Annotated in this window: 24 protein-coding genes; 21 read left to right on the top strand and 3 right to left on the bottom strand. The window is 55.9% G+C overall.

Features of this window, described 5'->3' with window-relative positions:
* Window positions 1-47 precede the first annotated feature (47 nt).
* The 8 genes from ACF8D4_RS11750 (at window position 48) to ACF8D4_RS11715 (ending at window position 7,718) form a co-directional block, all read left to right on the top strand.
* Complete coding sequence (locus tag ACF8D4_RS11750; protein ID WP_392465541.1) at window positions 48-896, top strand: OmpA family protein; 849 nt, start codon at window positions 48-50, stop codon at window positions 894-896.
* A gap of 70 nt (window positions 897-966) precedes the next feature.
* Window positions 967-2,211, top strand: coding sequence for a sigma-54 dependent transcriptional regulator (locus ACF8D4_RS11745; RefSeq protein WP_044736033.1), 1,245 nt, complete (start codon window positions 967-969; stop codon window positions 2,209-2,211).
* A 26-nt stretch (window positions 2,212-2,237) separates the two neighbouring features.
* A complete protein-coding gene (gene fliE, locus ACF8D4_RS11740) occupies window positions 2,238-2,573 on the top strand; it encodes a flagellar hook-basal body complex protein FliE (protein WP_025009127.1) in 336 nt (111 codons plus the stop codon).
* A 9-nt stretch (window positions 2,574-2,582) separates the two neighbouring features.
* Window positions 2,583-4,250, top strand: a complete 1,668-nt coding sequence (gene fliF, locus ACF8D4_RS11735) for a flagellar basal-body MS-ring/collar protein FliF (protein ID WP_392468736.1) — start codon at window positions 2,583-2,585, stop codon at window positions 4,248-4,250.
* 10 nt (window positions 4,251-4,260) lie between these two features.
* A complete protein-coding gene (locus tag ACF8D4_RS11730; RefSeq protein WP_025009129.1) occupies window positions 4,261-5,247 on the top strand; it encodes a flagellar motor switch protein FliG in 987 nt (328 codons plus the stop codon).
* Window positions 5,247-5,975, top strand: coding sequence for a flagellar assembly protein FliH (gene fliH, locus ACF8D4_RS11725; RefSeq protein WP_025009130.1), 729 nt, complete (start codon window positions 5,247-5,249; stop codon window positions 5,973-5,975). Before ACF8D4_RS11730 ends, fliH begins: the two co-directional genes overlap by 1 nt.
* Window positions 5,965-7,290: a FliI/YscN family ATPase gene (locus ACF8D4_RS11720; protein ID WP_392468734.1), complete on the top strand. Its 1,326-nt coding sequence runs from the start codon at window positions 5,965-5,967 to the stop codon at window positions 7,288-7,290. Before fliH ends, ACF8D4_RS11720 begins: the two co-directional genes overlap by 11 nt.
* Window positions 7,287-7,718 carry a hypothetical protein gene (locus tag ACF8D4_RS11715; RefSeq protein ID WP_071237312.1) on the top strand — a complete coding sequence of 144 codons (432 nt, stop codon included), beginning with the start codon at window positions 7,287-7,289 and terminating at the stop codon, window positions 7,716-7,718. The genes ACF8D4_RS11720 and ACF8D4_RS11715 overlap by 4 nt, the downstream gene beginning before the upstream one ends.
* Here the strand turns inward: ACF8D4_RS11715 and flgN are convergent.
* The 3 genes from flgN to flgA all read right to left on the bottom strand — a co-directional run bounded on the left by flgN (window position 7,701) and on the right by flgA (window position 9,286).
* Window positions 7,701-8,153, bottom strand: coding sequence for a flagellar export chaperone FlgN (flgN, locus tag ACF8D4_RS11710; RefSeq protein ID WP_208170272.1), 453 nt, complete (start codon window positions 8,151-8,153; stop codon window positions 7,701-7,703). The two genes, ACF8D4_RS11715 and flgN, sit on opposite strands and share 18 nt — an antisense overlap.
* 7 nt (window positions 8,154-8,160) lie before the next feature.
* Window positions 8,161-8,445 carry a flagellar biosynthesis anti-sigma factor FlgM gene (flgM, locus tag ACF8D4_RS11705; protein ID WP_025009133.1) on the bottom strand — a complete coding sequence of 95 codons (285 nt, stop codon included), beginning with the start codon at window positions 8,443-8,445 and terminating at the stop codon, window positions 8,161-8,163.
* Window positions 8,446-8,539: 94 nt separating this feature from the next.
* Complete coding sequence (gene flgA / locus ACF8D4_RS11700; protein WP_345868461.1) at window positions 8,540-9,286, bottom strand: flagellar basal body P-ring formation chaperone FlgA; 747 nt, start codon at window positions 9,284-9,286, stop codon at window positions 8,540-8,542.
* An 80-nt stretch (window positions 9,287-9,366) separates the two neighbouring features.
* Here flgA and ACF8D4_RS11695 point away from each other — a divergent pair, with 80 nt between their 5' ends.
* The 13 genes from ACF8D4_RS11695 (at window position 9,367) to ACF8D4_RS11635 (ending at window position 19,971) form a co-directional block, all read left to right on the top strand.
* Window positions 9,367-9,717 carry a flagellar basal body rod protein FlgB gene (locus tag ACF8D4_RS11695; RefSeq protein WP_392468744.1) on the top strand — a complete coding sequence of 117 codons (351 nt, stop codon included), beginning with the start codon at window positions 9,367-9,369 and terminating at the stop codon, window positions 9,715-9,717.
* A 2-nt stretch (window positions 9,718-9,719) separates the two neighbouring features.
* Complete coding sequence (gene flgC / locus ACF8D4_RS11690) at window positions 9,720-10,130, top strand: flagellar basal body rod protein FlgC (RefSeq protein ID WP_025888439.1); 411 nt, start codon at window positions 9,720-9,722, stop codon at window positions 10,128-10,130.
* An 11-nt stretch (window positions 10,131-10,141) separates the two neighbouring features.
* Window positions 10,142-10,807: a FlgD immunoglobulin-like domain containing protein gene (locus ACF8D4_RS11685; RefSeq protein ID WP_107110817.1), complete on the top strand. Its 666-nt coding sequence runs from the start codon at window positions 10,142-10,144 to the stop codon at window positions 10,805-10,807.
* Between the two features lie 11 nt (window positions 10,808-10,818).
* Window positions 10,819-12,018 (top strand): flagellar hook protein FlgE, encoded by a 1,200-nt coding sequence (flgE, locus tag ACF8D4_RS11680; protein WP_025888437.1) that lies wholly within the window; start codon window positions 10,819-10,821, stop codon window positions 12,016-12,018.
* A 10-nt stretch (window positions 12,019-12,028) separates the two neighbouring features.
* Window positions 12,029-12,760, top strand: a complete 732-nt coding sequence (locus tag ACF8D4_RS11675) for a flagellar basal body rod protein FlgF (RefSeq protein ID WP_107110818.1) — start codon at window positions 12,029-12,031, stop codon at window positions 12,758-12,760.
* 17 nt (window positions 12,761-12,777) lie between these two features.
* Complete coding sequence (flgG, locus tag ACF8D4_RS11670; RefSeq protein ID WP_025888434.1) at window positions 12,778-13,563, top strand: flagellar basal-body rod protein FlgG; 786 nt, start codon at window positions 12,778-12,780, stop codon at window positions 13,561-13,563.
* A 5-nt stretch (window positions 13,564-13,568) separates the two neighbouring features.
* Complete coding sequence (gene flgH / locus ACF8D4_RS11665) at window positions 13,569-14,231, top strand: flagellar basal body L-ring protein FlgH (RefSeq protein WP_025009140.1); 663 nt, start codon at window positions 13,569-13,571, stop codon at window positions 14,229-14,231.
* 11 nt (window positions 14,232-14,242) lie between these two features.
* Window positions 14,243-15,364 (top strand): flagellar basal body P-ring protein FlgI, encoded by a 1,122-nt coding sequence (locus tag ACF8D4_RS11660; protein ID WP_025009141.1) that lies wholly within the window; start codon window positions 14,243-14,245, stop codon window positions 15,362-15,364.
* A complete protein-coding gene (locus ACF8D4_RS11655) occupies window positions 15,364-15,762 on the top strand; it encodes a rod-binding protein (protein WP_025009142.1) in 399 nt (132 codons plus the stop codon). The genes ACF8D4_RS11660 and ACF8D4_RS11655 overlap by 1 nt, the downstream gene beginning before the upstream one ends.
* A complete protein-coding gene (gene flgK, locus ACF8D4_RS11650) occupies window positions 15,759-17,129 on the top strand; it encodes a flagellar hook-associated protein FlgK (RefSeq protein WP_301561016.1) in 1,371 nt (456 codons plus the stop codon). Before ACF8D4_RS11655 ends, flgK begins: the two co-directional genes overlap by 4 nt.
* Before the next feature lie 10 nt (window positions 17,130-17,139).
* A complete protein-coding gene (gene flgL, locus ACF8D4_RS11645; protein ID WP_304715501.1) occupies window positions 17,140-18,057 on the top strand; it encodes a flagellar hook-associated protein FlgL in 918 nt (305 codons plus the stop codon).
* A gap of 49 nt (window positions 18,058-18,106) precedes the next feature.
* On the top strand, window positions 18,107-19,087 hold the full coding sequence (locus ACF8D4_RS11640) for a hypothetical protein (protein WP_342188734.1): 981 nt from the start codon (window positions 18,107-18,109) through the stop codon (window positions 19,085-19,087).
* A gap of 101 nt (window positions 19,088-19,188) precedes the next feature.
* Window positions 19,189-19,971 carry a flagellin gene (locus ACF8D4_RS11635; RefSeq protein WP_028780425.1) on the top strand — a complete coding sequence of 261 codons (783 nt, stop codon included), beginning with the start codon at window positions 19,189-19,191 and terminating at the stop codon, window positions 19,969-19,971.
* The last annotated feature ends 230 nt before the right edge of the window (window positions 19,972-20,201 follow it).

The following is a 20,201-nucleotide window of genomic DNA, read 5'->3' as shown; positions in this document are numbered from 1 at the left end:
CATTGTAATTATTCCATCTATTTATCCTTCACTAACTGGAATTTACTGTGTTGAAGCCTTTGACCCTAGCCCTGTGTTTCTTGCTGTTCAGCGCTATCAGTTTCGCAGAACCCATCACGCAGACGGTGACCTACAGAGTGGCCGCGGACGATGATGCCTGGCAACTGAGTAGCAGCCCCTTTGGTTGCCGGCTCAGCGTTGCTGTTGCCGGAGCCGGCTTACTGCAGCTGGAACTACTGCCAGGGCAACATTCCAACTTGTCCCTGATCTCCTCCTGGCTCAATCAAGCCCACAGCGTAAACGCCAGCGTTGGCTATCCTGCATGGGGCGAGGGATTTCCGGGCAAGGTGCAGAGCCGGCAGATGCAATGGCAAACAGGAAAGGCCAGCCTGAGAGGCGGGGAACTGGGCGTCTTTATCAAGGGGCTGGAGCAGGGATGGCGCTGGACATTTGAACTTGGACAAAGTGATGGATTCCTGCTTGAGGTCGATACCCTCAGTGCCCGAAGCCAGTTACAACCCTTGCGCCAGTGCCGCCAACAACTGCTCCCACAAGATTATGACTATGTTCATGATTTATCTATTTTCTACCCCTCAGGAATCGCTGGAATGGATTCGTCCATGCAGGCCGATATTCAAGCCGTGGCCCGTTATGTGGTGGTGGATCGCAACATCAAAAAAATCCTGATCGATGGTCACGCAGACGACGGCAGCTCCAGGCTGGCGGATCTGGTATTGAGCAAAGACAGAGTGGAAAACGTGGTGGCGGCTCTGGTGGAGCTGGGGGTGAAACGGCAGATGATAGAAGCCAGACATCATGGCAATCGTCAGCCCTATTCCAAGGAACAGTCCGACGTGAATCGTAGAGTACGGATTCGACTGGTCAAAGCGGTATGAGGATAGAGTCTTGAAAAACTACAGCGTGGTTGGCTGCAAGGGGCTGGTCAGTACTCAGACAGCCCAGCTCATGGAACAGGAAGGGTTTAATATCATTGAAGGGATCAGCAGCTGGCTGGCGCTGGTCGATGTTTCTGCCTGCAGCCCCGAGCAGGTAGCCGGACGTCTGCATCGACAGCGGGCCCACAATCTGGTGGCGTTGCTGCAACCTGAGCAGACTGAGCTGGCGGTCAAGGCCATGCAGGCCGGGGCTCAGGACTACCTACTGCTGCCCCTGGATGAAAGCCAACTGATCAAGCTGCTGTTTCGCCTGCGGCAGATGGAGCAGGAAGACAGCGAATTGGTGGTGGCTTCTCCCCTGAGTCGGCAGCTGTTGATGCTGGCCCACAGAACCGCCAAGGCGGATACCACAGTTTTGCTCACCGGCGAGAGTGGTACCGGCAAAGAGCCGCTGGCACATTTCATTCATCGCCATTCCAGTCGCAGAGAGCAGCCCTTCGTGGCGGTGAACTGCGCCGCCATTCCTGAGCAGATACTCGAGTCGGTACTATTTGGCCATGTTAAAGGTGCCTTTACCGGGGCCAGCGCAGATCAACCGGGCAAATTCGAGTTGGCAGAAGGTGGCACTCTGTTGTTGGATGAAATAGCGGAACTGCCTTTATCTTTGCAGGCAAAACTCTTGCGGGTATTGCAGGAGAGAGAAGTCGAAAGAGTCGGCGGTCATAAAATCATTCCTTTGAACATACGCGTTATTGCAGCTACCAACAAAAATTTAAAAGAAGCTGTATCTCAAGGCCGATTCCGGGAAGATCTTTATTATCGTTTGGATGTGTTGACACTGGAATTAAAACCCCTTAGGGAAAGGGCGGAAGATATTATTCCGCTTGCGGAACATTTTATTCAGCTTTATGGCTATTTGACCAATGGTCAAGAATGTTATTTAAGCGATGCGGCTAAAAATGCGCTAATTAATTATAACTGGCCTGGTAATGTCAGAGAGCTGGAAAATGTCATTCAGCGGGCATTGGTTATGCGTCATGGCACTATTTTACAGGTTGTCGATTTAGGCATCAGGCTGCCGGAAAATATTGCAAGTGTAAATTCCATTCCGGAACCTTCCAATGGGCTTAAAGCCTCCAAAAAACATGCAGAGTTCCAATATGTCATTGAGATTTTGAAGCGTTTTGGCGGTCACCGCAGTCGCAGTGCCGATGCTTTGGGAATGACCACCCGGGCACTGCGCTACAAGCTGGTACAGATGCGGGATGCGGGCATAGATATCGACAGCCTTTTAGCCAAGGCCAAGGCCGCCTGAATGGCTGACAACAGAGAATGGCAGCAATGAGCAACAATAGTATTTCCGCCGGTTTTAACAATATCCAGCAAACACTGGCTATCCACAAGGAGATTGCCCAGGGCGCAATCATGCCTTCCATCGATGGCCATACTCCCCAAGTCGTCTCCTTTGGCAGCCTGATGAAGCAGAAGCTGCAGGAGATCAATCAAGATCAGCTGACATCATCAATGCTGACCCAAGCGGTCGACAGCGGCAGGAGCGATGATCTGGTGGGCGCCATGGTGGCGTCTCAAAAGGCCAGTCTGTCGTTTTCGGCCTTGATGCAGGTGCGTAATCGCCTTGTTCAAGCCTTTGATGATGTTATGAAAATGCCCATTTAAGGACAATAGATGTCAACGAGTTTAGCTCTACCGGCAAAACCGTCTGCCGCCGGACAGAAGCCCATGCTGGAAGCGATCAAGGGGAAGTTATCCCATGTCAACCAAATGCTGTTGCTGGCTATACTGGCCTCGGCAGTGGCCTGTGTACTGGTGTTGTTCCTCTGGAGTGGCAGCCAGGGATATCGGCCCTTGTACGGGCTCAAGGAAAAGGTCGACAGCAGCCAGATCATTGAAGTGCTTGAGGGTGAAGGCATTGACTATCGCCTGGAAGCCAATTCGGGACAGATCCTGGTGGCGGAAAACAAGTTGAGTTCGGCGCGGCTCCTGCTGGCGGCCAAAGGAGTACAAGCCCAACTGCCGGAAGGACTGGAAAACCTGGCCAAGGCGCCCATAGGTACCAGCCAGTTTATGGAGCATGCTCGCTATCTTCATGGTTTGGAAGGGGAACTGGCGCGCACCATAATGGCGCTCGAAGCCGTACGTTATGCCAGAGTGCATCTGGCGATTCCCAAGCGAACCCTGTTCATCCGTGCCGAGCCGGAAAAGCCGACCGCTTCTGTGTTGTTGGAACTCTATTCCGGGGCGCGTTTGGATGAGTCACAGGTCAGCGCTATTGCCAACCTGGTTTCCGGCAGCATTACCGGCATGACCCCGGAACAGGTGCAGATAGTCGACCAGGCCGGCAACTACCTGAATGCCGATATGGCCTCCGGCCAGGACATCAGCCAATCCCGCAGCAAGCAGCTCAAGTATACCCATGAGCTGGAAAACAACCTGATCGCCCGCGCCGAATCCATGTTGAATCCGATTCTGGGACGGGACAATTATCAGGTGCAGCTGGTCGCCAGGGTGAACTTTAACCAGATAGAGGAAACCCGCGAGTCTGTGGATCCCAATCCTGTGATGACTCAGGAAACGCTCAACAAAGACCAAACCAACGGCAACCTGGCCTTGGGGATCCCCGGGGCTCTGAGCAACAAGCCTGTGTCCGGCAAGAAGGGCAAGAAAGAGGACAATCAGGAAAGCAGTCTGCGGCAACAGGAAACCCGCTCATACGAAGTTGGGCGCTCGGTGCGGCACACCAAATTCCAACAGATGCAGCTGGAAGGGCTGTCGGTAGCCATCCTGTTGAACCAACAGGCGGCAGGCAAAGAAGGCTGGCAACCGCAGCAGTTGCAGCAGATAAGCGACATGGTTAAAGACGCCATAGGTTTTTCCGAGGCTCGTGGCGATCAGATCAATATCAACAGTTTTGACTTCGTGGTGCCGGAAAAGCCCGTGATAGAAGCTTTGCCCTGGTGGCAGAACGAGCATCTGCGTGAATACCTGAAATATGGCATAGGCACTCTATTGGCCTTACTGCTTATTCTGTTCGTGTTGCGCCCCTTGGTTCAGCACCTGACCCGCAGTGATTCAGGCTCAAGACACTCTGGCAACAAGGCCGGTGACAAAGCCGCTGAAATAGCGCTGGAAGCCGAGCCCCTGACACAAGCCATTGAGCCGCCTCAGCTGGCATTGCAGGCTGAGGACAGCAAGGCCTTGCCGCAGTCGAATCTGCCACCGCCCGGCTCGCCACTGACGGTGAAAATGCAGCACCTGGGACTGCTGGCAACGGAAGAACCCGCCAGAGTCGCCGAAGTGATCAGCCATTGGATGAAGGACAAAAATCGTGACTGAACAAACGACTCTGGACAATCTTGAGCAGGCGGCCATGTTGCTCTTGTGTATGGGTGAGGAAGGTGCCTCTCAGGTCATGGCGCACCTCGACCGCCAGGATGTGGAACAACTGAGTTACAAGATGGCACGCCTGTCTTCGGTGACCCAGCAGGAAGCGGAATCTGTACTGGATCGCTTCTTCAACCGCTACAAAGAGCAGGCCGGTATCGCCCGGGCATCGAGAGCCTATCTCCAGAAAACCCTGGATTTGGCACTGGGTGACAGAGTCGCCAAGGGGCTTATCGACAGCATCTATGGCGATGAGGTCAAGATGTTGGTGAAGCGGCTGGAGTGGGTCGATGCCAAGCTGTTGGCGCGGGAGCTGCAGCACGAACATGTGCAGCTGCAGGCCATCATGTTGGGACTCTTGCCACCGGAAATTGCCGCTCAGGTATTACAACATTTGCCGGGAGACAATCAGGACGAAGTGCTGGTACGCATAGCCCGCCTCGGCGAGCTGGATCGGGATGTGGTGGAAGAGCTGCGGCAACTGGTGGAGCGCTGCATGGTGATGGCGATGGAGAAAAGCCATACCCAGGTGTCCGGCGTGCGTCAGGTGGCCGATATTCTCAACCGCTTCGATGGTGACCGTGAACATCTGATGCAGATGATACGCTTGCAGGACAAGCATCTGGCCAATGATGTTACCGAAAACATGTTCGACTTTATCATCCTGGGCCGTCAGAAGCCGGAAACCCTGCAGGAAATCCTCGGGGCGGTCGAAGCCGAGTCGCTGGCACTGGCACTCAAGGGTATTGATGGCGAACTGAAACGCACTCTGCTCAACGCCCTGCCCAAGCGGATGTCTTCCGCCATTGAGACCCAGGCCGAGGCCTTGGGCGCTGTGCCGCTGAGCATGGCCAATGAGGCGCGACGCAACATTATGGAAACGGCCAAAGAGATGATGCAGAACGGCGAAATCGAGCTGCAACTGTTTGAAGAACAGGTGGTTGAGTAATGGGTGCAGATAGTCGCCTTTGGCGCATAGGTGCATCTCAGGTGCGCCGTTATCAATTTGCTCCCCTGGAAGGGGAGAGTCCTGAACAAGGCAACTGGCAAGACTTCCAGCAAGCGTTGGAGCGGGGCTATCAGGAAGGCTGGGAACAGGGCTTTGAAGCCGGCAAGACTCAGGGCGAAACCGAGGGGCGCCAAGCGGGCCAGGAATCCGGGCTGCGGGATGGGCTGGAGCAGGGGCGCAGCCAGGGGTTGGCACAGATAGATGAGCAGTTGAATCAGCTATTGACGCCCATGACAGCATTGCAGCAGTTGCTCGCCGAGAGCCACGCCGAGCAGATCCAGGCGCAACAGCAGTTGATTGTCGACCTGGTCAGAAGGGTGGCACAGCAGGTGATCCGCTGCGAGTTGTCGCTGCAGCCACTGCAGATCATTGCCCTGGTTGAAGAAACCCTGCAGGCACTGCCCAAGGATGCCAGCGATATCAAGATCCACCTGGAACCCTCAACCATCAAACAGCTACAACATCTGGCGGCCGACAAGGTGGCTGACTGGCACCTGGTAGCCGACGACAGCCTGAGCCAGGGCAGTTGCCGGGTGGTTTGTGATCAGTGCGATGCCGATGCTTCCATGGAAACCCGCCTCAACAACTGTATGGATCAGGTTGAAGCTCATTTGAACGACGACCTGATTCCAGAAGCCGAGGCCACAGTCGCCAGCAATGAAGACTAATGTCCTGGCCGGAAACTGGCCCCGGGTACCGGTAGCCCAGATATACGGACGCCTGATCCGCGTGAGTGGCCTGTTGCTGGAGGCGGTCGGCTGCAACCTGGGGATTGGCGATCGCGCCATGGTGGAGCGGCGCGATGGCGCCTATGTCGAGGCCGAGGTGGTGGGGTTCCATCAGGGGATCCTCTGCCTGATGCCTATCACAGACACCCAGGGGCTGAGCCCTGGCGCCCGGGTCATTCCCCAGACAGAGACCCATAAGATCCCTTTGGGTGCCGGCCTGCTCGGCCGGGTACTCGACGGCCTTGGCCAGCCGATGGATCAGCTCGGGCCGCTGAGTGGCGTGCAGTTTTGTCGCCCGGTCACTCAGGTGCCCAATCCTCTTGCCCGGCAACCCATTACCCGCATTCTTGATGTAGGGGTCAGAGCCGTCAACGGCTTGCTGCCGGTTGGCTGCGGTCAAAGGGTAGGCTTGTTTGCCGGTCCCGGGGTGGGCAAGAGTGTACTGCTGGGGATGATGACCCGCTTCACCGAGGCCGACCGCGTGGTGGTAGGGCTCATCGGCGAGCGCGGCCGTGAGGTGCGCGAGTTTATCGAGCAGGCCTTGGGTGAAGAGGGGCGCCGCCGCGCCGTGGTGGTTGCCGCTCCTGCAGACACTTCTCCCTTGATGCGCCTCAGAGCCATGCGCCTGTGTCACCAGATAGCCTGTGGCTTTCGCGACGAGGGCCATAGGGTGTTGCTGCTGGTGGATTCACTGACACGTTACGCCCAGGCACAGCGGGAGATAGCCCTGAGTTTGGGGGAACCGCCGGCCACCAAAGGATATCCGCCTTCGGCCTTCGCCCAACTTCCTTCATTGGTGGAGGTGGCGGGCAACGGCACTCATCCACAGGGAACCCTGACGGCGTTTTACACTGTGCTGACCGAAGGGGAAGATACGCAGGATCCCATCGCCGATGCGGCCAAGGCGATACTGGATGGTCACTTCTTCCTGAGCCGCCGCTTGGCTGAGGCCGGGCATTTCCCGGCACTGGATTTGGGAGCCTCTATCAGTCGTTTGGCGCTGCAGATTGCCCCCAAGGAACAACAGCAGGAGATGGCACTGGTTCGGCGTATGTTGGCGCGTTATCAGGAAGTACGTGAGCTCTTGCCGTTGGGCGGTTATCAACCGGGGCAGGATCCCGAGTTGGATGCCGCCGTGAGCCATTACCCGAGGATTGCCGACTACCTGACCCAAACCACAGACGAGGCAGTTGACCTTTCGGGCAGTCAACAGCAACTGCAATCGCTGACCCGCGCACTGCGAGGTGAGTCATGAAACTGTTGCAACGCCTGAGCCATCTTGAGCAGCGTAAGCTCAGCGAATTGGCGGAGCAAAAACAGGCGCTGCAGCAACGTCAGGCCCAGGTGCAGGGGCAACAACAGCAGGTGGCGTTACTGGAGTCCCATTACAGCCAGTTTCGTCAGGGTTCAATTGTGGGACTTTGCAACAGTCAGGCCTTGCTGCAAAGACTGCAACCATTGAAGCAGAGTCTCAATACTCAGCAGCAGTTGCTCGGCAATGAACAACAAAGGCTGCAGGGCTTATGGCAGCAGCAGTTGGGGCGTTATCAGCGGGTGAATTGGTTTGACGGGCAGCAACAACAGCGACAGCGACGACGGCTGGAGCAGCAGGAGCAGTTTCAGCTTGATGAGTTGGCGGGCAGCAGTATGGCGCGGCTTAAGGCTTCAGGGAAACTGAGGTGAGGCAAGGTTCTGTGGGTACTCATCGGCATTTCCCAGCCCCAGAATACCGCGGATGATCTCCTGTTGGCGCACCAGCAGTTGGCCGTTGAGCTCGTTGAGTCTCTGGCTCTCTCTGGCCTGTTGCAGCAGTTGCTGCCACAGTTGTTCCAGTTTATGAGCTGCCTGCTCGGGCAGTTTACTCTGCAGTTGGCGTATGCCCTGATGATCATTGCTGACACCTATTTGTGCCAGATGTGCGGCGCGCAGCAGCGAATTGTGCTGTAACTTGGCAACTAACTGATCCTGCTGCTGGTTATGCTGGATAAGCCCTTGATTGTCATGGCGCAGCATCAACTGGCGCTGCTGTTGCAGCAGCTTCTTTAACTCCCGGTAGTCCAGTATGTCCTGGCGGATCCCGGCGACCAGACCTTGCAGTGCTTCGCGTTTATTGCTCATGGATGGCTTACTTGTCCTGTTTCCCGTGCTGCTGCAGCATAGCTTTGGCCATGGCCTCGACATCCAGTTCAAAATTGCCCTGTTGCAGAGCCTGACGCAAGCTGGCCACCTTGAGTTGATCTACCTCGCTCTCCTGAGCCAGTTGAGTCTGGGCCTGATTCAGCCAGTGATACTCAGGGCTTACCTTATCCTGCTGGGCTGCGGATACCGTGGTTTCCTGGCGTTGACGCCGATTCGCTGCGGTGACGCCACTGTCGCTGACAACCGCATGCAGACGCTGAGTGATTTCCATTGAACCCCCGAAATAATGTGCTCTAGTGAGTAAAGGCGACCGGATCCGTAAAAAATAAAATTATTTTTGTGATGTGGCTACTTTTGCTGAGTAACTACTTTTGTGGTGTAACTATGCCCTGCGCTATCGGGTAGGCCTTGATGACCTTCTGCGAGCTTAAGTTTCGCACCCTAATCACTTCTCCCCGGGAGGCACTTTCCAGCGCGGTACCCGGCATTTGAGCTTCAAAACCCTCCTGGCTGACCTGGATGATCACCTGTTCGCCGGCACGCACCCAATCACTCTGGCTCAGCTGTCGCAGCAAGATGGCTTCACCTGCGCGGATCCTGCGCGCCACCTGTTTGCCTATGAGCTCGCGTTGGTTGCTGACAATGTCTCTGTCACTGGCCTGCAACTCCAGCCAGCGCCACTCTATGTTCCGCGCGTCGATGATGCTGCCTCTGTGCAGGGTTTGTGTCAACACAGGCAATTGGGCCTTGGCTTCGACCCTGGCCCGTAGAAAGAAACGCCAGTCGGCCGCCGGACAACGCACCTCCAAAGATACCCGTCCCCAGAGCGGCGCCGAAGGGTTGGCCAGGCTGATGTCCGGCTTTTGCGGGCAGTCGGCCAGGCGCTTGACCCCAGATGGCAGTGTCATTCGAATCTTGCTTTGAAGCGGTTTCATCTGTTGCGCCGCAGCAAACTGCTGCAATTGCTGCTGCAGATATTGTCTGGCCGCTTGCTCGACCTGGTTGGCCGAGGCGGCCGCCGGCAACGGAAGCAGCGGAAACAACAGCAAAAGCAGCAAGGCAAAAGGGGAAATCAGGGTTCCGCAATTATTGAGGGTTGGCTTGTTAGTCATTGTATTTTAAGGATAAAAACTATTGGCATGGTATTTGTTACAAGGAGCGAAAACCTATGGATACCTTACTAGGAGAAACCATGGCTATCAAGCTCGATGCGGCATTGTGTCTGCATCCTCAATTATTGGATTTCAGGGTTGAGCGCAGCAAGGTGCTGGCCGGAAACCTGGCCAACGCCGAAACACCCGGCTACCAGGCCAGAGATCTTGACTTTGGTGCTCTGATGGCGCAGCTGGATGCCGGCATCCCTTTTGGAGGGCAGTACACAGTGGGGTATCGGGTACCTTATCAGTCCAGTGCCGATAACAGCACGGTTGAACTGGGGCAGGAGCAGGCGCGTTTTTCACAAAATGCCATGGACTTTCAGACCAGCCTGACCTTTCTCAACATGAAAATCCAAGGCCTGAAGGCCGCTATCGAGGGTAAATAGTCGTGTCATTTGCAGAGATATATCAGGTTGCCGGCAGTGGCATGACGGTGCAGACCCTGAGACTGAACGCTATCGCCAGTAACCTGGCCAACGCAGGTGTGGCTGCCGAGTCCAGTGATAGCGCCTACCGGGCGATAAAACCGGTATTTTCCACCCTCTATCAGCAACAAAACAACAGCGTCAGTGCCAAGGTGCAGATCAAGGCCCTGGTGCAGTCCGATGCACCGTTGGAAACCCGTTATGAACCCGGCCACCCGCTGGCCAATGCCGATGGCTATGTGACCTATTCCAATGTCAACACAGTGGAAGAGATGGCCGACATGATGGCCGCCAGCCGCGCTTTTGAAACCAGTGTCGAAGTGATGAACCGCGCCCGCTCCATGCAGCAGGGACTCCTGGCTCTGGGAAAATAAGGGAATAGAGGATGCAACAGGTACAGAACGTCAATACCCGCGAAGATGGCCAGAAGACAGATGCCATCCGTGCCAACGGCAATGATCCCGCTTCGCTGAAGAACGAGTTCATGTCGTTGATGATAGCCCAGATCAAGAATCAGGACCCTACCAACCCCCTGGATGCCAGTGAGTATCTGGGCCAGTTGGCGCAGTTCTCCCAGGTGGAGAGCCTGGAGGCGATGCGCCAGAACCAGAAAAACCAGATGACCATGATGGAAAACCTCGGGCTGGTGCAATCGGCTTCCCTTATAGGTAAGCAGGCCATGGTGCCGGCAGACAGCTTTACCGCGGCCGAACATGTGATAGACGGCAAAGTCTATCTGGAGCACAGCGCCTCGGCGGTGACTGTGGAGATCAGCGATAAAAACGGGGAAGTCGTCAAAACCCTGGAGCTCGGCAGTCAGGCGGCAGGCGATGTCAGTTTTCAGATAGATCCCGAAGGACTGGGGCTTCCTCCGGGGGAATACCAATTGAAAGTTCAGGCCAGCGACGGTGAAAAAGCATTGAAGGCTCAGTCATTTCTCGCCGGCACAATCAGCAAGGTTCATTTCGTCAGTGCCAAGGGCATGATGATGGCTGAGCTGGCCAATGGTTTGGGCACAGTGTCTGTGCTGGATATTTCCGAAGTTTCATAACAGGAGACAAGATGTCTTTCAATATTGCGCTAAGTGGATTGCAGGCCACCAGTCAGGACCTCAACACCATAAGTAACAACATTGCCAACGCCTCTACCTGGGGCTTCCGTGGTGGTCGCAGCGAGTTTGCCGCCATCTACAACAGTGGCATGGGTGCCGGTGTCAATGTGATGAATACCAGCCAGAACTTCTCCCGTGAGGGCACGCTGACCTACACAGGCCGTGAGCTGGATATGGGGATCCAGGGCAGTGGCTTCTTTATGTTGCGTGGCACCGATGGCTCCAATCTTTATGCCCGCGCCGGGATCTTCGGCCAGGATGCTCTGGGCTTTATCACAGATCCTGTCGGCAACCGTCTGCAGGGCTATCCGGCCACGGCCGATGGCGTGCTGCAAACAGGCACCATGGGTGACTTGCAGATCAAGACAGGTTCTCTGCCGGCCAAGGCGTCGACTCTGGTCAATCAGGTGTCCAACCTGGATGCGCGTATGGAAGCCATAGATCCTGCAACGACGCCATTTTCGCCCACAGACCCGGCAAGTTATCACTCCTCGGGTACTGTCAGTGTGTTCGACTCACTCGGCAACCAGAGATCCCTGACCCAGTACTACGCCAAGACAGGCGACAATGAATGGAAAGTCTACTTCGTGCTGGACTCGGCCGTTCTCGAACCCAAAGACGGCCACAGCCTGCAGTTTGACAAGAAGGGCAGCCTGAGCGGCGGCGACAAGCTGAGCCTGACTCTGCCCGCCAAGGCCGGTGCCGAGGATGTCAGCCTGGCGGTGAACTATGAAGGGTTCACTCAATACGCCAATGACTATAACAACTCCAGCCTGAGCCAGGATGGTTATGCCGCCGGCGAATTCAACAAGATACGCCTGGATGACAGCGGGATGCTCTTCGGTACCTACACCAATGGTCAGGAGTTGCTGCAGGGCCAGGTGGTGCTGGCAGATTTCAACAATCCCAATGGTTTGACGCCGGTGAGCAACAACGCCTGGCAGGCCTCTGCTTCAGCTGGGCAGGCCACAGTCGGCGCACCTGGCAGCGGTACTCTGGGCAGCCTGAAGGGCGCCTATCTTGAGGGTTCCAACGTGGATACCACGGCCGAGATGGTGAGCCTGATGACGGCGCAGCGTAACTATCAGTCCAATGCCAAGGTACTGGACACCAACTCGACCATGCAGCAGGCGCTGCTGAACGCCATCTGACGGATGACTCATGGATAAGATGATTTATACCGCGGCCCAGGGTGCCAGCCGCATTCTGCAGTCCCAGGCGATTCGGGCCAACAACCTGGCCAATGCCGATACCCAGGGCTTTCGTGCCGATCTGGAGCGGGTTGCTGCGGTTCCTGTGCCTGAGACTCAAGGAAGCTTTGCTTCGCGGATCTTGCCGCAGACCCAGAATGTCGGTTTCAACAGCCGCCATGGAGAGATAGTCAGCACTGGGCGCCGGCTCGATATGGCGATTAAGGGCGATGGCTATTTCACAGTGCAAACACCTCAGGGCGAAGCCTATACCCGTAACGGCGCCATCAGCGAAGGTGCCAACGGTGAACTGACAGTGGCGGGGTTCCCCTTGATGGGCGCCAATGGGCCTTTGGTGCTGCCTCAGTATCGCGAGCTGATTGTCAGTGAAGACGGCCGCCTGTCGATAGTGGCCGAGCAGGGTGGGCTGATTGAAGAGGTTGCCCAGCTCAAGCTGGTGAACGCTGCCCAGAATCAGCTGCACAAGGGCGCCGATGGTTTGCTGTATGCCAACAACGGCGAGGCCCAGGTGTCCGAGCAAGTGCGGCTGGCTTCCGGCGCGCTGGAGAGCAGCAATGTCGATGCCGTTGGTGAGTTGCTGGCCTCCATGGAGCTGGGACGTCAGTTTGAAGTGCAAATTAAGTTAATGAAAAGCGCAGAGAAGTTGGCTGAGGCGGGTAATCGCCTGCTGCGTGACGCCTAATATTGAGGAGAGTCTAAATGCAATCGGCATTATGGGTGAGTAAGACAGGATTGACTGCTCAGGATGTGAAGATGACGACCATCGCCAACAACCTGGCCAACGTTAATACCACAGGTTTCAAGCGCGATAGAGTCGGTTTCAACGATCTCTTCTATCAGGTACAGCGCCAACCAGGCGGCCAAGTAGACGAGCTCAATGAGTTGCCATCCGGGCTGCAATTGGGCACGGGCGCCCGAGTAGCCAGTACCCAGAAGGTGTTCACCACAGGCGACATACTCACTACCAATCAGCAACTGGACATCGCTATTGAGGGCCAGGGGTTTTTCCAGATTGAAGAAGCCAATGGCGAAGTGGCATACAGCCGTGATGGCCAGTTTTATCGTAACAGCGACGGCATGATGGTGACCTCCCAGGGGCTGCCCTTGGTGCCCAACATCCAGATCCCCGAAACCGCCACCGGGATCACCATAGCCGAAAACGGTGTGGTGAGTGCCAAAGTGGCGGGTCAGGCAGAGGCGATGGAGCTGGGACAGATCACCCTGGCGCACTTTGCCAACCCGGCCGGGCTCGAGTCCCGAGGCAATAACCTGTACCACGAAACCGCGTCTTCCGGTGTGCCGATAGAAGGGGTTCCCGGCGAGGAGGCTTTGGGCAGTTTACGCCAGGGGGCGCTCGAAGGGGCCAACGTCAATGTGGTCGAAGAGATGGTAGAGATGATCTCGACCCAGAGAGCCTACGAGATGAACGCCAAGGTGGTCTCAGCCACTGACGATATGCTCAAGTTCCTGAACCAATCGGTATGAAGATCATGAGACTCTTGTTGGCGCTGCTGATGCTGTCGCTCAGCGGCTGTATCTCCCACTTCCCCGACGCAGAACAGCAGCCGGGCAACAAAGAATGGGCGCCGCCTGAGGTGGACTACTCCTTGCCGGAAGCCAAAGACGGCAGCCTGTATCGCCCCGGTTTTATGCTGACCCTGTTCAAGGATAAGCGGGCCTTTCGCGAGGGAGACATACTCACAGTCTCCCTGGATGAGAAGACCTACTCCAGCAAGAAGGCCAATACCCAGACCAATAAGTCTCAGGATCTGAACTTTGGCGTTCAGGGCGGGGTGGATGACAGTAGTTTCAGCGCCAATGGTGAGGGCAAGTTTGGTCGTGGCTTCAATGGCAGCGGCGCCACGACTCAGCAGAACCAGCTTTCCGGCGCCATTACTGTGACAGTGGCCAAGGTGATGCCCAACGGCGTGCTGCTGATCCGCGGTGAGAAATGGCTTCGCCTCAGTCAGGGGGATGAGTATCTGCGTCTTATCGGGCTTATCCGCTCCGACGACATAGACAACCAGAACACCATCTCATCGCAGCGGATTGCCGATGCCCGCATTATCTATGGTGGCCAGGGCGCCATTGCCGACAGTAATGCCATGGGCTGGGCGGCTCGCTACTTCAACAGCCCCTGGTTCCCTATGTAACAGGAATGAAGATGACAAGACTGCTTTTAGCTCTGCTGTTGCTGGGGCTTACCATGCCGGGCCAGGTGTTGGCCGAGAAGAGTCGCCATCTGCTGGATATGGTAGATGTGCAGGGTATTCGCGAAAACCAACTGGTGGGCTATGGCCTGGTGGTGGGGCTCGATGGGACAGGTGACAAGAACCAGGTGAAGTTTACCGGCCAGTCGGTGGTGAACATGCTGAAACAGTTTGGGGTGCAGATTGATGGCAGCATGGATCCCAAGCTGAAAAACGTTGCCGCCGTGGCCGTGGTTGCCAATGTGGCGGCGCTGGCAAGTCCGGGGCAGACTCTGGATGTGACCGTCTCCTCCATAGGGGATGCCAAGAGCCTCAGGGGCGGCACTCTGTTGATGACGCCTTTGCGGGCGGTCGACGGTGAAATCTATGCCGTCGCCCAAGGGAATCTGGTAGTGGGCGGCGTGTCGGCCCAGGGCCGCAACGGCACCTCCATGACCATCAATGTGCCTACCGTCGGCAGTATTCCTGGGGGCGCCTTGCTCGAGGCTGTCATTCCCAGCTCTTTTGCCAGTAATCCGCAGGTGATACTCAACCTCAAGCAGGCTGGCTTTCGCAGTGCCCGCAATATTGAGAAGGCGATCAACGCCGTGTTTGGCCCGGATGTCGCCAAGGCCGAGAGCCATGCACGGGTGAGCGTCAGGGCGCCGCAATCCGAGCGGGAGCGGGTAATGTTTATGTCTATGCTGGAAGACATCATGGTCGAGCCCGGCCGCATTCCTCCCAAGGTGGTGTTCAACGCCCGCACAGGGACTGTGGTGATGGGCGGTGATGTGGTGGTGCGCAAGGCCGCCGTCAGCCACGGCAACCTGACAGTGACCATTACAGAGAAGCAGCAGGTGAGCCAGCCCAATCCGGGGATTTTTGGCGATGCCGCCGGTCAAACCGTGGTGACCAATGACTCGGATGTGGATATTCAACAGGAAGACGGACGTATGTTTGTCTGGCCAGAGGGTAGCTCTTTGAATGATATCGTACGTGCCGTCAATAGCATGGGAGCCTCTCCCATGGATCTGATGGCTATCTTGCAGGCACTGGAAGAAGCCGGTGCCCTGGAAGCTGATCTGGTGGTGATCTGATGAAAGTAACCCAAACTCCGGGGCTGCTGGGGCGGCTCGATTCGGGCGAGCTGATTAAGGCGCATGGCGAAAAGGGCGCCCTGAAGCAGGTCAGCCAGCAGTTTGAAGCCATGTTTTTGCAGACAGTGCTGAAACAGATGCGTACCGCCAGCGATGCCATTGCCGATGAAGAGAATCTGCTGTCATCCAGCAACGATGGCCTGTATCGGGATTGGTATGATTCCGAGCTGGCACTGAGGTTGTCGCAGATGCAATCGACCGGGCTTGCGGATGTTATGAGTCGACAATTGGGGGCAAAACTTCAGTTTAGTGCCGAACCGGTCGCTTCTTCTGAGAAGACGACCATGGCAATGCAACCTGCACTCCTGGTTCCGCCAGTTCACAAGGAGACTGAATGAATCTGCTCAATAACGCCATGTCCGGGCTGAATGCCAGCATGGCGGCCTTACAAGTCATGTCCAACAACACCAGCAACGCCATGGTGCCTGGCTATTCCCGCCAGCAGGTGTTGCTCAGCTCAGTCGGTGGTGGTGCCTATGGCGCCGGTAATGGCGTCAGTGTTGATGGGGTGCGGCGGATTTCGGATCAGTATCAGGTGATGCAACTGTGGCGTACCGGCAGTGATGTGGGCTTCGCCGGTGTTAAACAGAGCTATGCCGGCCAGCTGGAACAGCTGATGGCCGCCGACAGCAACAACCTTTCTACCGGCTTGGATCATCTGTTTGCCGCCATGAATGCGGCCATGGAAAAGCCCAATGACCCGGCGCTCAGACAGGCGGTGCTCAATGAAGCCAACGGCGTGGCGCAGCGTTTCAACTCGATAGCCTCAGGGCTGGACAGTCAAGAGCAACAAATCGTCGGCCAGACCCAGGCCAGCATCAAAGAGATCAATACTCTGCTGGAGAAGATAGCTCGCTTGAATGAAGATATCGCCGCCGACGGGGCCGCCAAGGTGCCTTCGGCCTCGTTACTGGATAACCGGGATGCTGCAATAGCTGAATTATCTTCACTCATGGATGTCCGGGTAGTGATGGATGACAAGGGCCTGGCCAATATCTCGCTCTCTCAGGGGCAGCCGCTGCTGAGTGGTATTGTTCCGGCAACACTCAAGGGCGTGACAGACCCGGCAAATCCCAAGCAAATCAATCTAGAGCTAAGCTTTGGCCAGTCTCAGTTTAAGTTGCAGGAGACGGGCGGTCAGCTGGGGGCTCTACTTAACTACCGGGATACCAACCTGAAACAGAGTCGGGCTTTCCTGGATGAGCTGGCAACCCAGCTGGCACAACAGATGAATGATATTCAGGCTAAAGGCACAGATTTGGCCGGCAACAAAGCGACTCAAGCCATTTGGCACTTGGATGCTTCCAACCCGGCGGGCAGTCTGCGGCTCAATCAGGGCCTGAACTCCGGCGATCTGGCCTTCGGCCTGGATGGCACTCCGGGGGATAACAGCAATCTCAAGGCCTTTGTGGCCTTGGCCAATCAGGAGCTGGACTTTGCCTCCATGGGCAGTCGAGCCACCCTGGGCAATGCCTATGCCGGTAAGGTGGGTGAGCTGGGCAGTATTTCCCGGCAGGCGCAGCAAGAGAACAAGACAGCGCTGGCACTACAGAAAGAAGCACAGAGCCAATGGGCCAGCACCAGTGGCATCAATTTGGACGAGGAAGGGGTCAACCTGATCGTTTATCAACAGTCATACCAGGCCAATGCCAGGGTGATAGCCACGGCCGATAGGCTGTTCCAGTCCCTGCTGGACAGTATTTAAGGAGTCCTGAATGCGGGTAGCCATGTTTAATATGTACAGTGCCAACTTGCACTCAATGCAACAGACACTGAGTCAACTGGGGCAACTGGATCAACAGCTGTCCAGTGGCAAGGCCTTGCTGCGTCCTTCCGATGACCCCATAGGCAAGGTAAAAGTGCTCAACTGCGAGCGGGACCTGGCCAAGACTTCACAATACATAAGTAATATCGACAACCTGTCGACCAGTCTCGGGCGGGTGGAAACTTATCTCGATAGCCTGGTGCAGGCGCAGACCCGGATGCGGGAAATTGTTATTTCGGCCAACAGTGGTCAACTGTCGGCCGCCGACCAACAGGGTTATGCCGATGAACTCTCGGCCCTGATGGATACCTGTGTCGATATCCTCAACGCCAGAGATGCCGACGGCAACTATCTGTTTTCCGGCAACCTTAGCCGTACTCCGGCGGTAGCACTGGACAGCAGTGGCCGTTATCAGTTTCAAGGGGATGCCCAGCATCGTCAGGTGCAGATAGCTGCCGACTCCTGGGTCGATGCCAACGTCACGGCGCAGGAGTTCTGGTTCGGTAACGGTAGCCAGGATCTGCTCAATCAAGCCGCCGAGTATGTCGAAGTGCTGCGGGATCCGGCCAAGGCTCCCGGTGATGCCGATTTTGAAGCCGTGGCAGGCGCCATGATGCAGTCTCTGGATGATACTCTCTCCAGTATAGGCGCGGCGATTACAGACATAGGTGGCAAACAGAACCGCCTGAGTCTTGGTAAGAGCAGTCATCAGGAGATGGCACTGTTCACCAAGGAAGTGATAGGCGAAACCGAGGCGCTGGACTATCCGGCGGCAACCTCTGAGTTTCAGATGAAGCTGACGGCCTTGCGGGTGTCGCAGCAGAGTTTTGTCAAAATCAGCCAACTGACGCTGTTCAACCAGCTTTAATCAGGATTGGGGAGACGCCTAACTTGTTCCAAGACTGTCATAGGGTGCCATGATCCATTCGGTTACCGATGCCCTGCAACTGGCCGGGCAGATAAGACCCATCAGCCAGAGTGCCCCCCTGCTCGATATGACAGTGGTCAACAGCGCTCAGGAGAGTTGGCGCGAGCTGCTGCCTTATCGGCAAGTGGCGTTCGAGCGCTGGGAGCGGGCCACCCGGCTGCAACATAACATCAGTGCCATGCAGCTGGTGGATGCAGGTTTTGAAGAGGTGCTGCGGGTTCTTGAGAGGATGCGGCCCTTGCTGCTTATCAAGCCTTCTGCCGAGCAGTTTGAGCGACTGTTGTCGCTGCAAAAGCAGTTGCAGCAGTTGCAGCCCAGTTATCTGCAGTACCCCTTGTGGGATCCCATGTTCAACATCATCTATCCCAGACGCAGAGCCTTGCGGCGGCGCTTTCGACTTAAGGCGGTTTCCCTGCTGGAGCCCAAACACAGGGAAGAAAGCCTGCAACTGCTGCTGCCGGGTGCCGATGGGCCACAGAGCCTGTCGTTGCAACTGCCGGCCAATACCGACCCGAGCCGTTTGGCACAGTTAATCAACGAGCAGCTGGCGCCTTTGGGTATCTCACTCAATGTCGAAAACCAACAGGCTGTGTTTGAATGCGATGACCAACTGTGGCAACAGCTGCAGGGTAATCTCAGTCTCAGTGGCCAGGGTATGCGCCTGCCGGCCGGTGAGATGCACAATATCAGGCTGGAAGAACTGCTCGACTGGCGCGATCCCAGAGAATGGCGTTTCGACAGCCCGGAGATGTTGCGTCAGACCCGGGCCAAGCTGGAGCGTACTGCGCGGCGGATAGAACACTGGCGTCAGGATTGGCAGGCACAGAAACAGCAAGTTACCAGCAATTTATCGCAGCAACTAGGGGAAATTTCTCTGCCACCTGTGGATGCTTGCTTCGGCTCGCAACTGGAGGCGTTGCTGGCTCAGGCCAACATCGGCCGAGGTCACGCCGAGGATCTGCTCAAATAATTTGGTCTTTTTAAAGTTTTTTTCAATCAGGCTTTCAGTTTGGTTTTTTCGGGTCGCTTTGTTGTTAATGACACAAATACACTCTTCGGGAGAAACAAACCATGTTGTCTGTACATACTAACTATGCCTCTCTGGTTGCCCAGAACTCCGTAAACAAAAACAACAGCCTGCTGTCTACCGCCATGGAGCGCCTGTCTACTGGTATGCGCATCAATGGTGCCGATGATGACGCCGCTGGCCTGCAAATTGCCAACCGTCTGAACGCCAACGTTGTTGGTATGAGCACTGCCAGCCGTAACATCTCTGACGGCGTTTCTATGCTGCAAACAGCCGACGGTGCCCTGAGTGAACTGAGCTCTATCGCCAACCGTATGAAAGAGCTGGCAACCCAACACGCCAACGGTGTGAACTCTGCCGATGACAAAGCCGCTCTGAAATCTGAATTTGATGCACTGACAGCAGAAGCTACCCGTATCAAGACCAACACTGAATATGCCGGTGAAAAACTTTTCACCAAACTGGGTACAGGTGTTGCCATGCAGATTGGTGCCAGCAAGGCTGAAACCATGACAGTGACTCTGGGTGCTCAACCTGATGAAACAGCTCTGGATATTGCCGATCTGGATACCATCAACACTTACATCAATGAAATCGGTACCAACCGTTCTACTCTGGGTGCCAACATCAACCGTCTGGGCCACACTGCCTCTAACCTGGCCAACGTGACCGAAAACACCAAGGCTGCTGCCGGTCGCATCATGGACGCTGACTTCGCCAACGAATCAGCTGCCATGACCAAGAACCAACTGCTGGTTCAAGCTGGTACCAACGTACTGTCCCGTGCCAACCAGAACACTGGTCTGGTTATGGGTCTGCTGGGCTAAGCAAAAATTTTGTTCCAAGCGCCGTCAGTCAAGATGGCGCTTTTTTTTAAGCTCGACAAAGAAACGGCGGAAGAGCTGATTCCTGTTTGAGGCCTTCCGAGGAAGAGACTGTACCAAGCTACAGTAGTCACTCTTAAATAACTTTCAAATTTTACAAAGGGTTAGCTTTGCCGTTTGAATGGCATACCTCTTGCTATCCCCGAATATTCCAAGGACACGAGTCTGTGTCT

This window comes from Shewanella sp. YQ_9, assembly GCF_043103185.1.
GTDB lineage: Bacteria > Pseudomonadota > Gammaproteobacteria > Enterobacterales > Shewanellaceae > Shewanella > Shewanella algae.
The sequence above is the reverse complement of the archived record's forward strand: the minus strand, read 5'-3'. Positions and strand labels throughout refer to the sequence as shown.

Excerpts from the sequence above, each read along its gene's own strand:
- ACF8D4_RS11745 (WP_044736033.1), top strand. The coding sequence starts at position 967 with ATGGAACAGGAAGGGTTTAATATCATTGAAGGGATCAGCAGCTGGCTG.
- fliE (WP_025009127.1), top strand. The coding sequence starts at position 2,238 with ATGAGCAACAATAGTATTTCCGCCGGTTTTAACAATATCCAGCAAACA.
- fliF (WP_392468736.1), top strand. The coding sequence starts at position 2,583 with ATGTCAACGAGTTTAGCTCTACCGGCAAAACCGTCTGCCGCCGGACAG.
- fliH (WP_025009130.1), top strand. The coding sequence starts at position 5,247 with ATGGGTGCAGATAGTCGCCTTTGGCGCATAGGTGCATCTCAGGTGCGC.
- ACF8D4_RS11720 (WP_392468734.1), top strand. The coding sequence starts at position 5,965 with ATGAAGACTAATGTCCTGGCCGGAAACTGGCCCCGGGTACCGGTAGCC.
- ACF8D4_RS11715 (WP_071237312.1), top strand. The coding sequence starts at position 7,287 with ATGAAACTGTTGCAACGCCTGAGCCATCTTGAGCAGCGTAAGCTCAGC.
- flgN (WP_208170272.1), bottom strand. The coding sequence starts at position 8,153 with ATGAGCAATAAACGCGAAGCACTGCAAGGTCTGGTCGCCGGGATCCGC.
- flgM (WP_025009133.1), bottom strand. The coding sequence starts at position 8,445 with ATGGAAATCACTCAGCGTCTGCATGCGGTTGTCAGCGACAGTGGCGTC.
- flgA (WP_345868461.1), bottom strand. The coding sequence starts at position 9,286 with ATGACTAACAAGCCAACCCTCAATAATTGCGGAACCCTGATTTCCCCT.
- ACF8D4_RS11695 (WP_392468744.1), top strand. The coding sequence starts at position 9,367 with ATGGCTATCAAGCTCGATGCGGCATTGTGTCTGCATCCTCAATTATTG.
- ACF8D4_RS11685 (WP_107110817.1), top strand. The coding sequence starts at position 10,142 with ATGCAACAGGTACAGAACGTCAATACCCGCGAAGATGGCCAGAAGACA.
- flgE (WP_025888437.1), top strand. The coding sequence starts at position 10,819 with ATGTCTTTCAATATTGCGCTAAGTGGATTGCAGGCCACCAGTCAGGAC.
- ACF8D4_RS11675 (WP_107110818.1), top strand. The coding sequence starts at position 12,029 with ATGGATAAGATGATTTATACCGCGGCCCAGGGTGCCAGCCGCATTCTG.
- flgG (WP_025888434.1), top strand. The coding sequence starts at position 12,778 with ATGCAATCGGCATTATGGGTGAGTAAGACAGGATTGACTGCTCAGGAT.
- flgH (WP_025009140.1), top strand. The coding sequence starts at position 13,569 with ATGAGACTCTTGTTGGCGCTGCTGATGCTGTCGCTCAGCGGCTGTATC.
- ACF8D4_RS11660 (WP_025009141.1), top strand. The coding sequence starts at position 14,243 with ATGACAAGACTGCTTTTAGCTCTGCTGTTGCTGGGGCTTACCATGCCG.
- ACF8D4_RS11655 (WP_025009142.1), top strand. The coding sequence starts at position 15,364 with ATGAAAGTAACCCAAACTCCGGGGCTGCTGGGGCGGCTCGATTCGGGC.
- flgK (WP_301561016.1), top strand. The coding sequence starts at position 15,759 with ATGAATCTGCTCAATAACGCCATGTCCGGGCTGAATGCCAGCATGGCG.
- flgL (WP_304715501.1), top strand. The coding sequence starts at position 17,140 with ATGCGGGTAGCCATGTTTAATATGTACAGTGCCAACTTGCACTCAATG.
- ACF8D4_RS11640 (WP_342188734.1), top strand. The coding sequence starts at position 18,107 with ATGATCCATTCGGTTACCGATGCCCTGCAACTGGCCGGGCAGATAAGA.
- ACF8D4_RS11635 (WP_028780425.1), top strand. The coding sequence starts at position 19,189 with ATGTTGTCTGTACATACTAACTATGCCTCTCTGGTTGCCCAGAACTCC.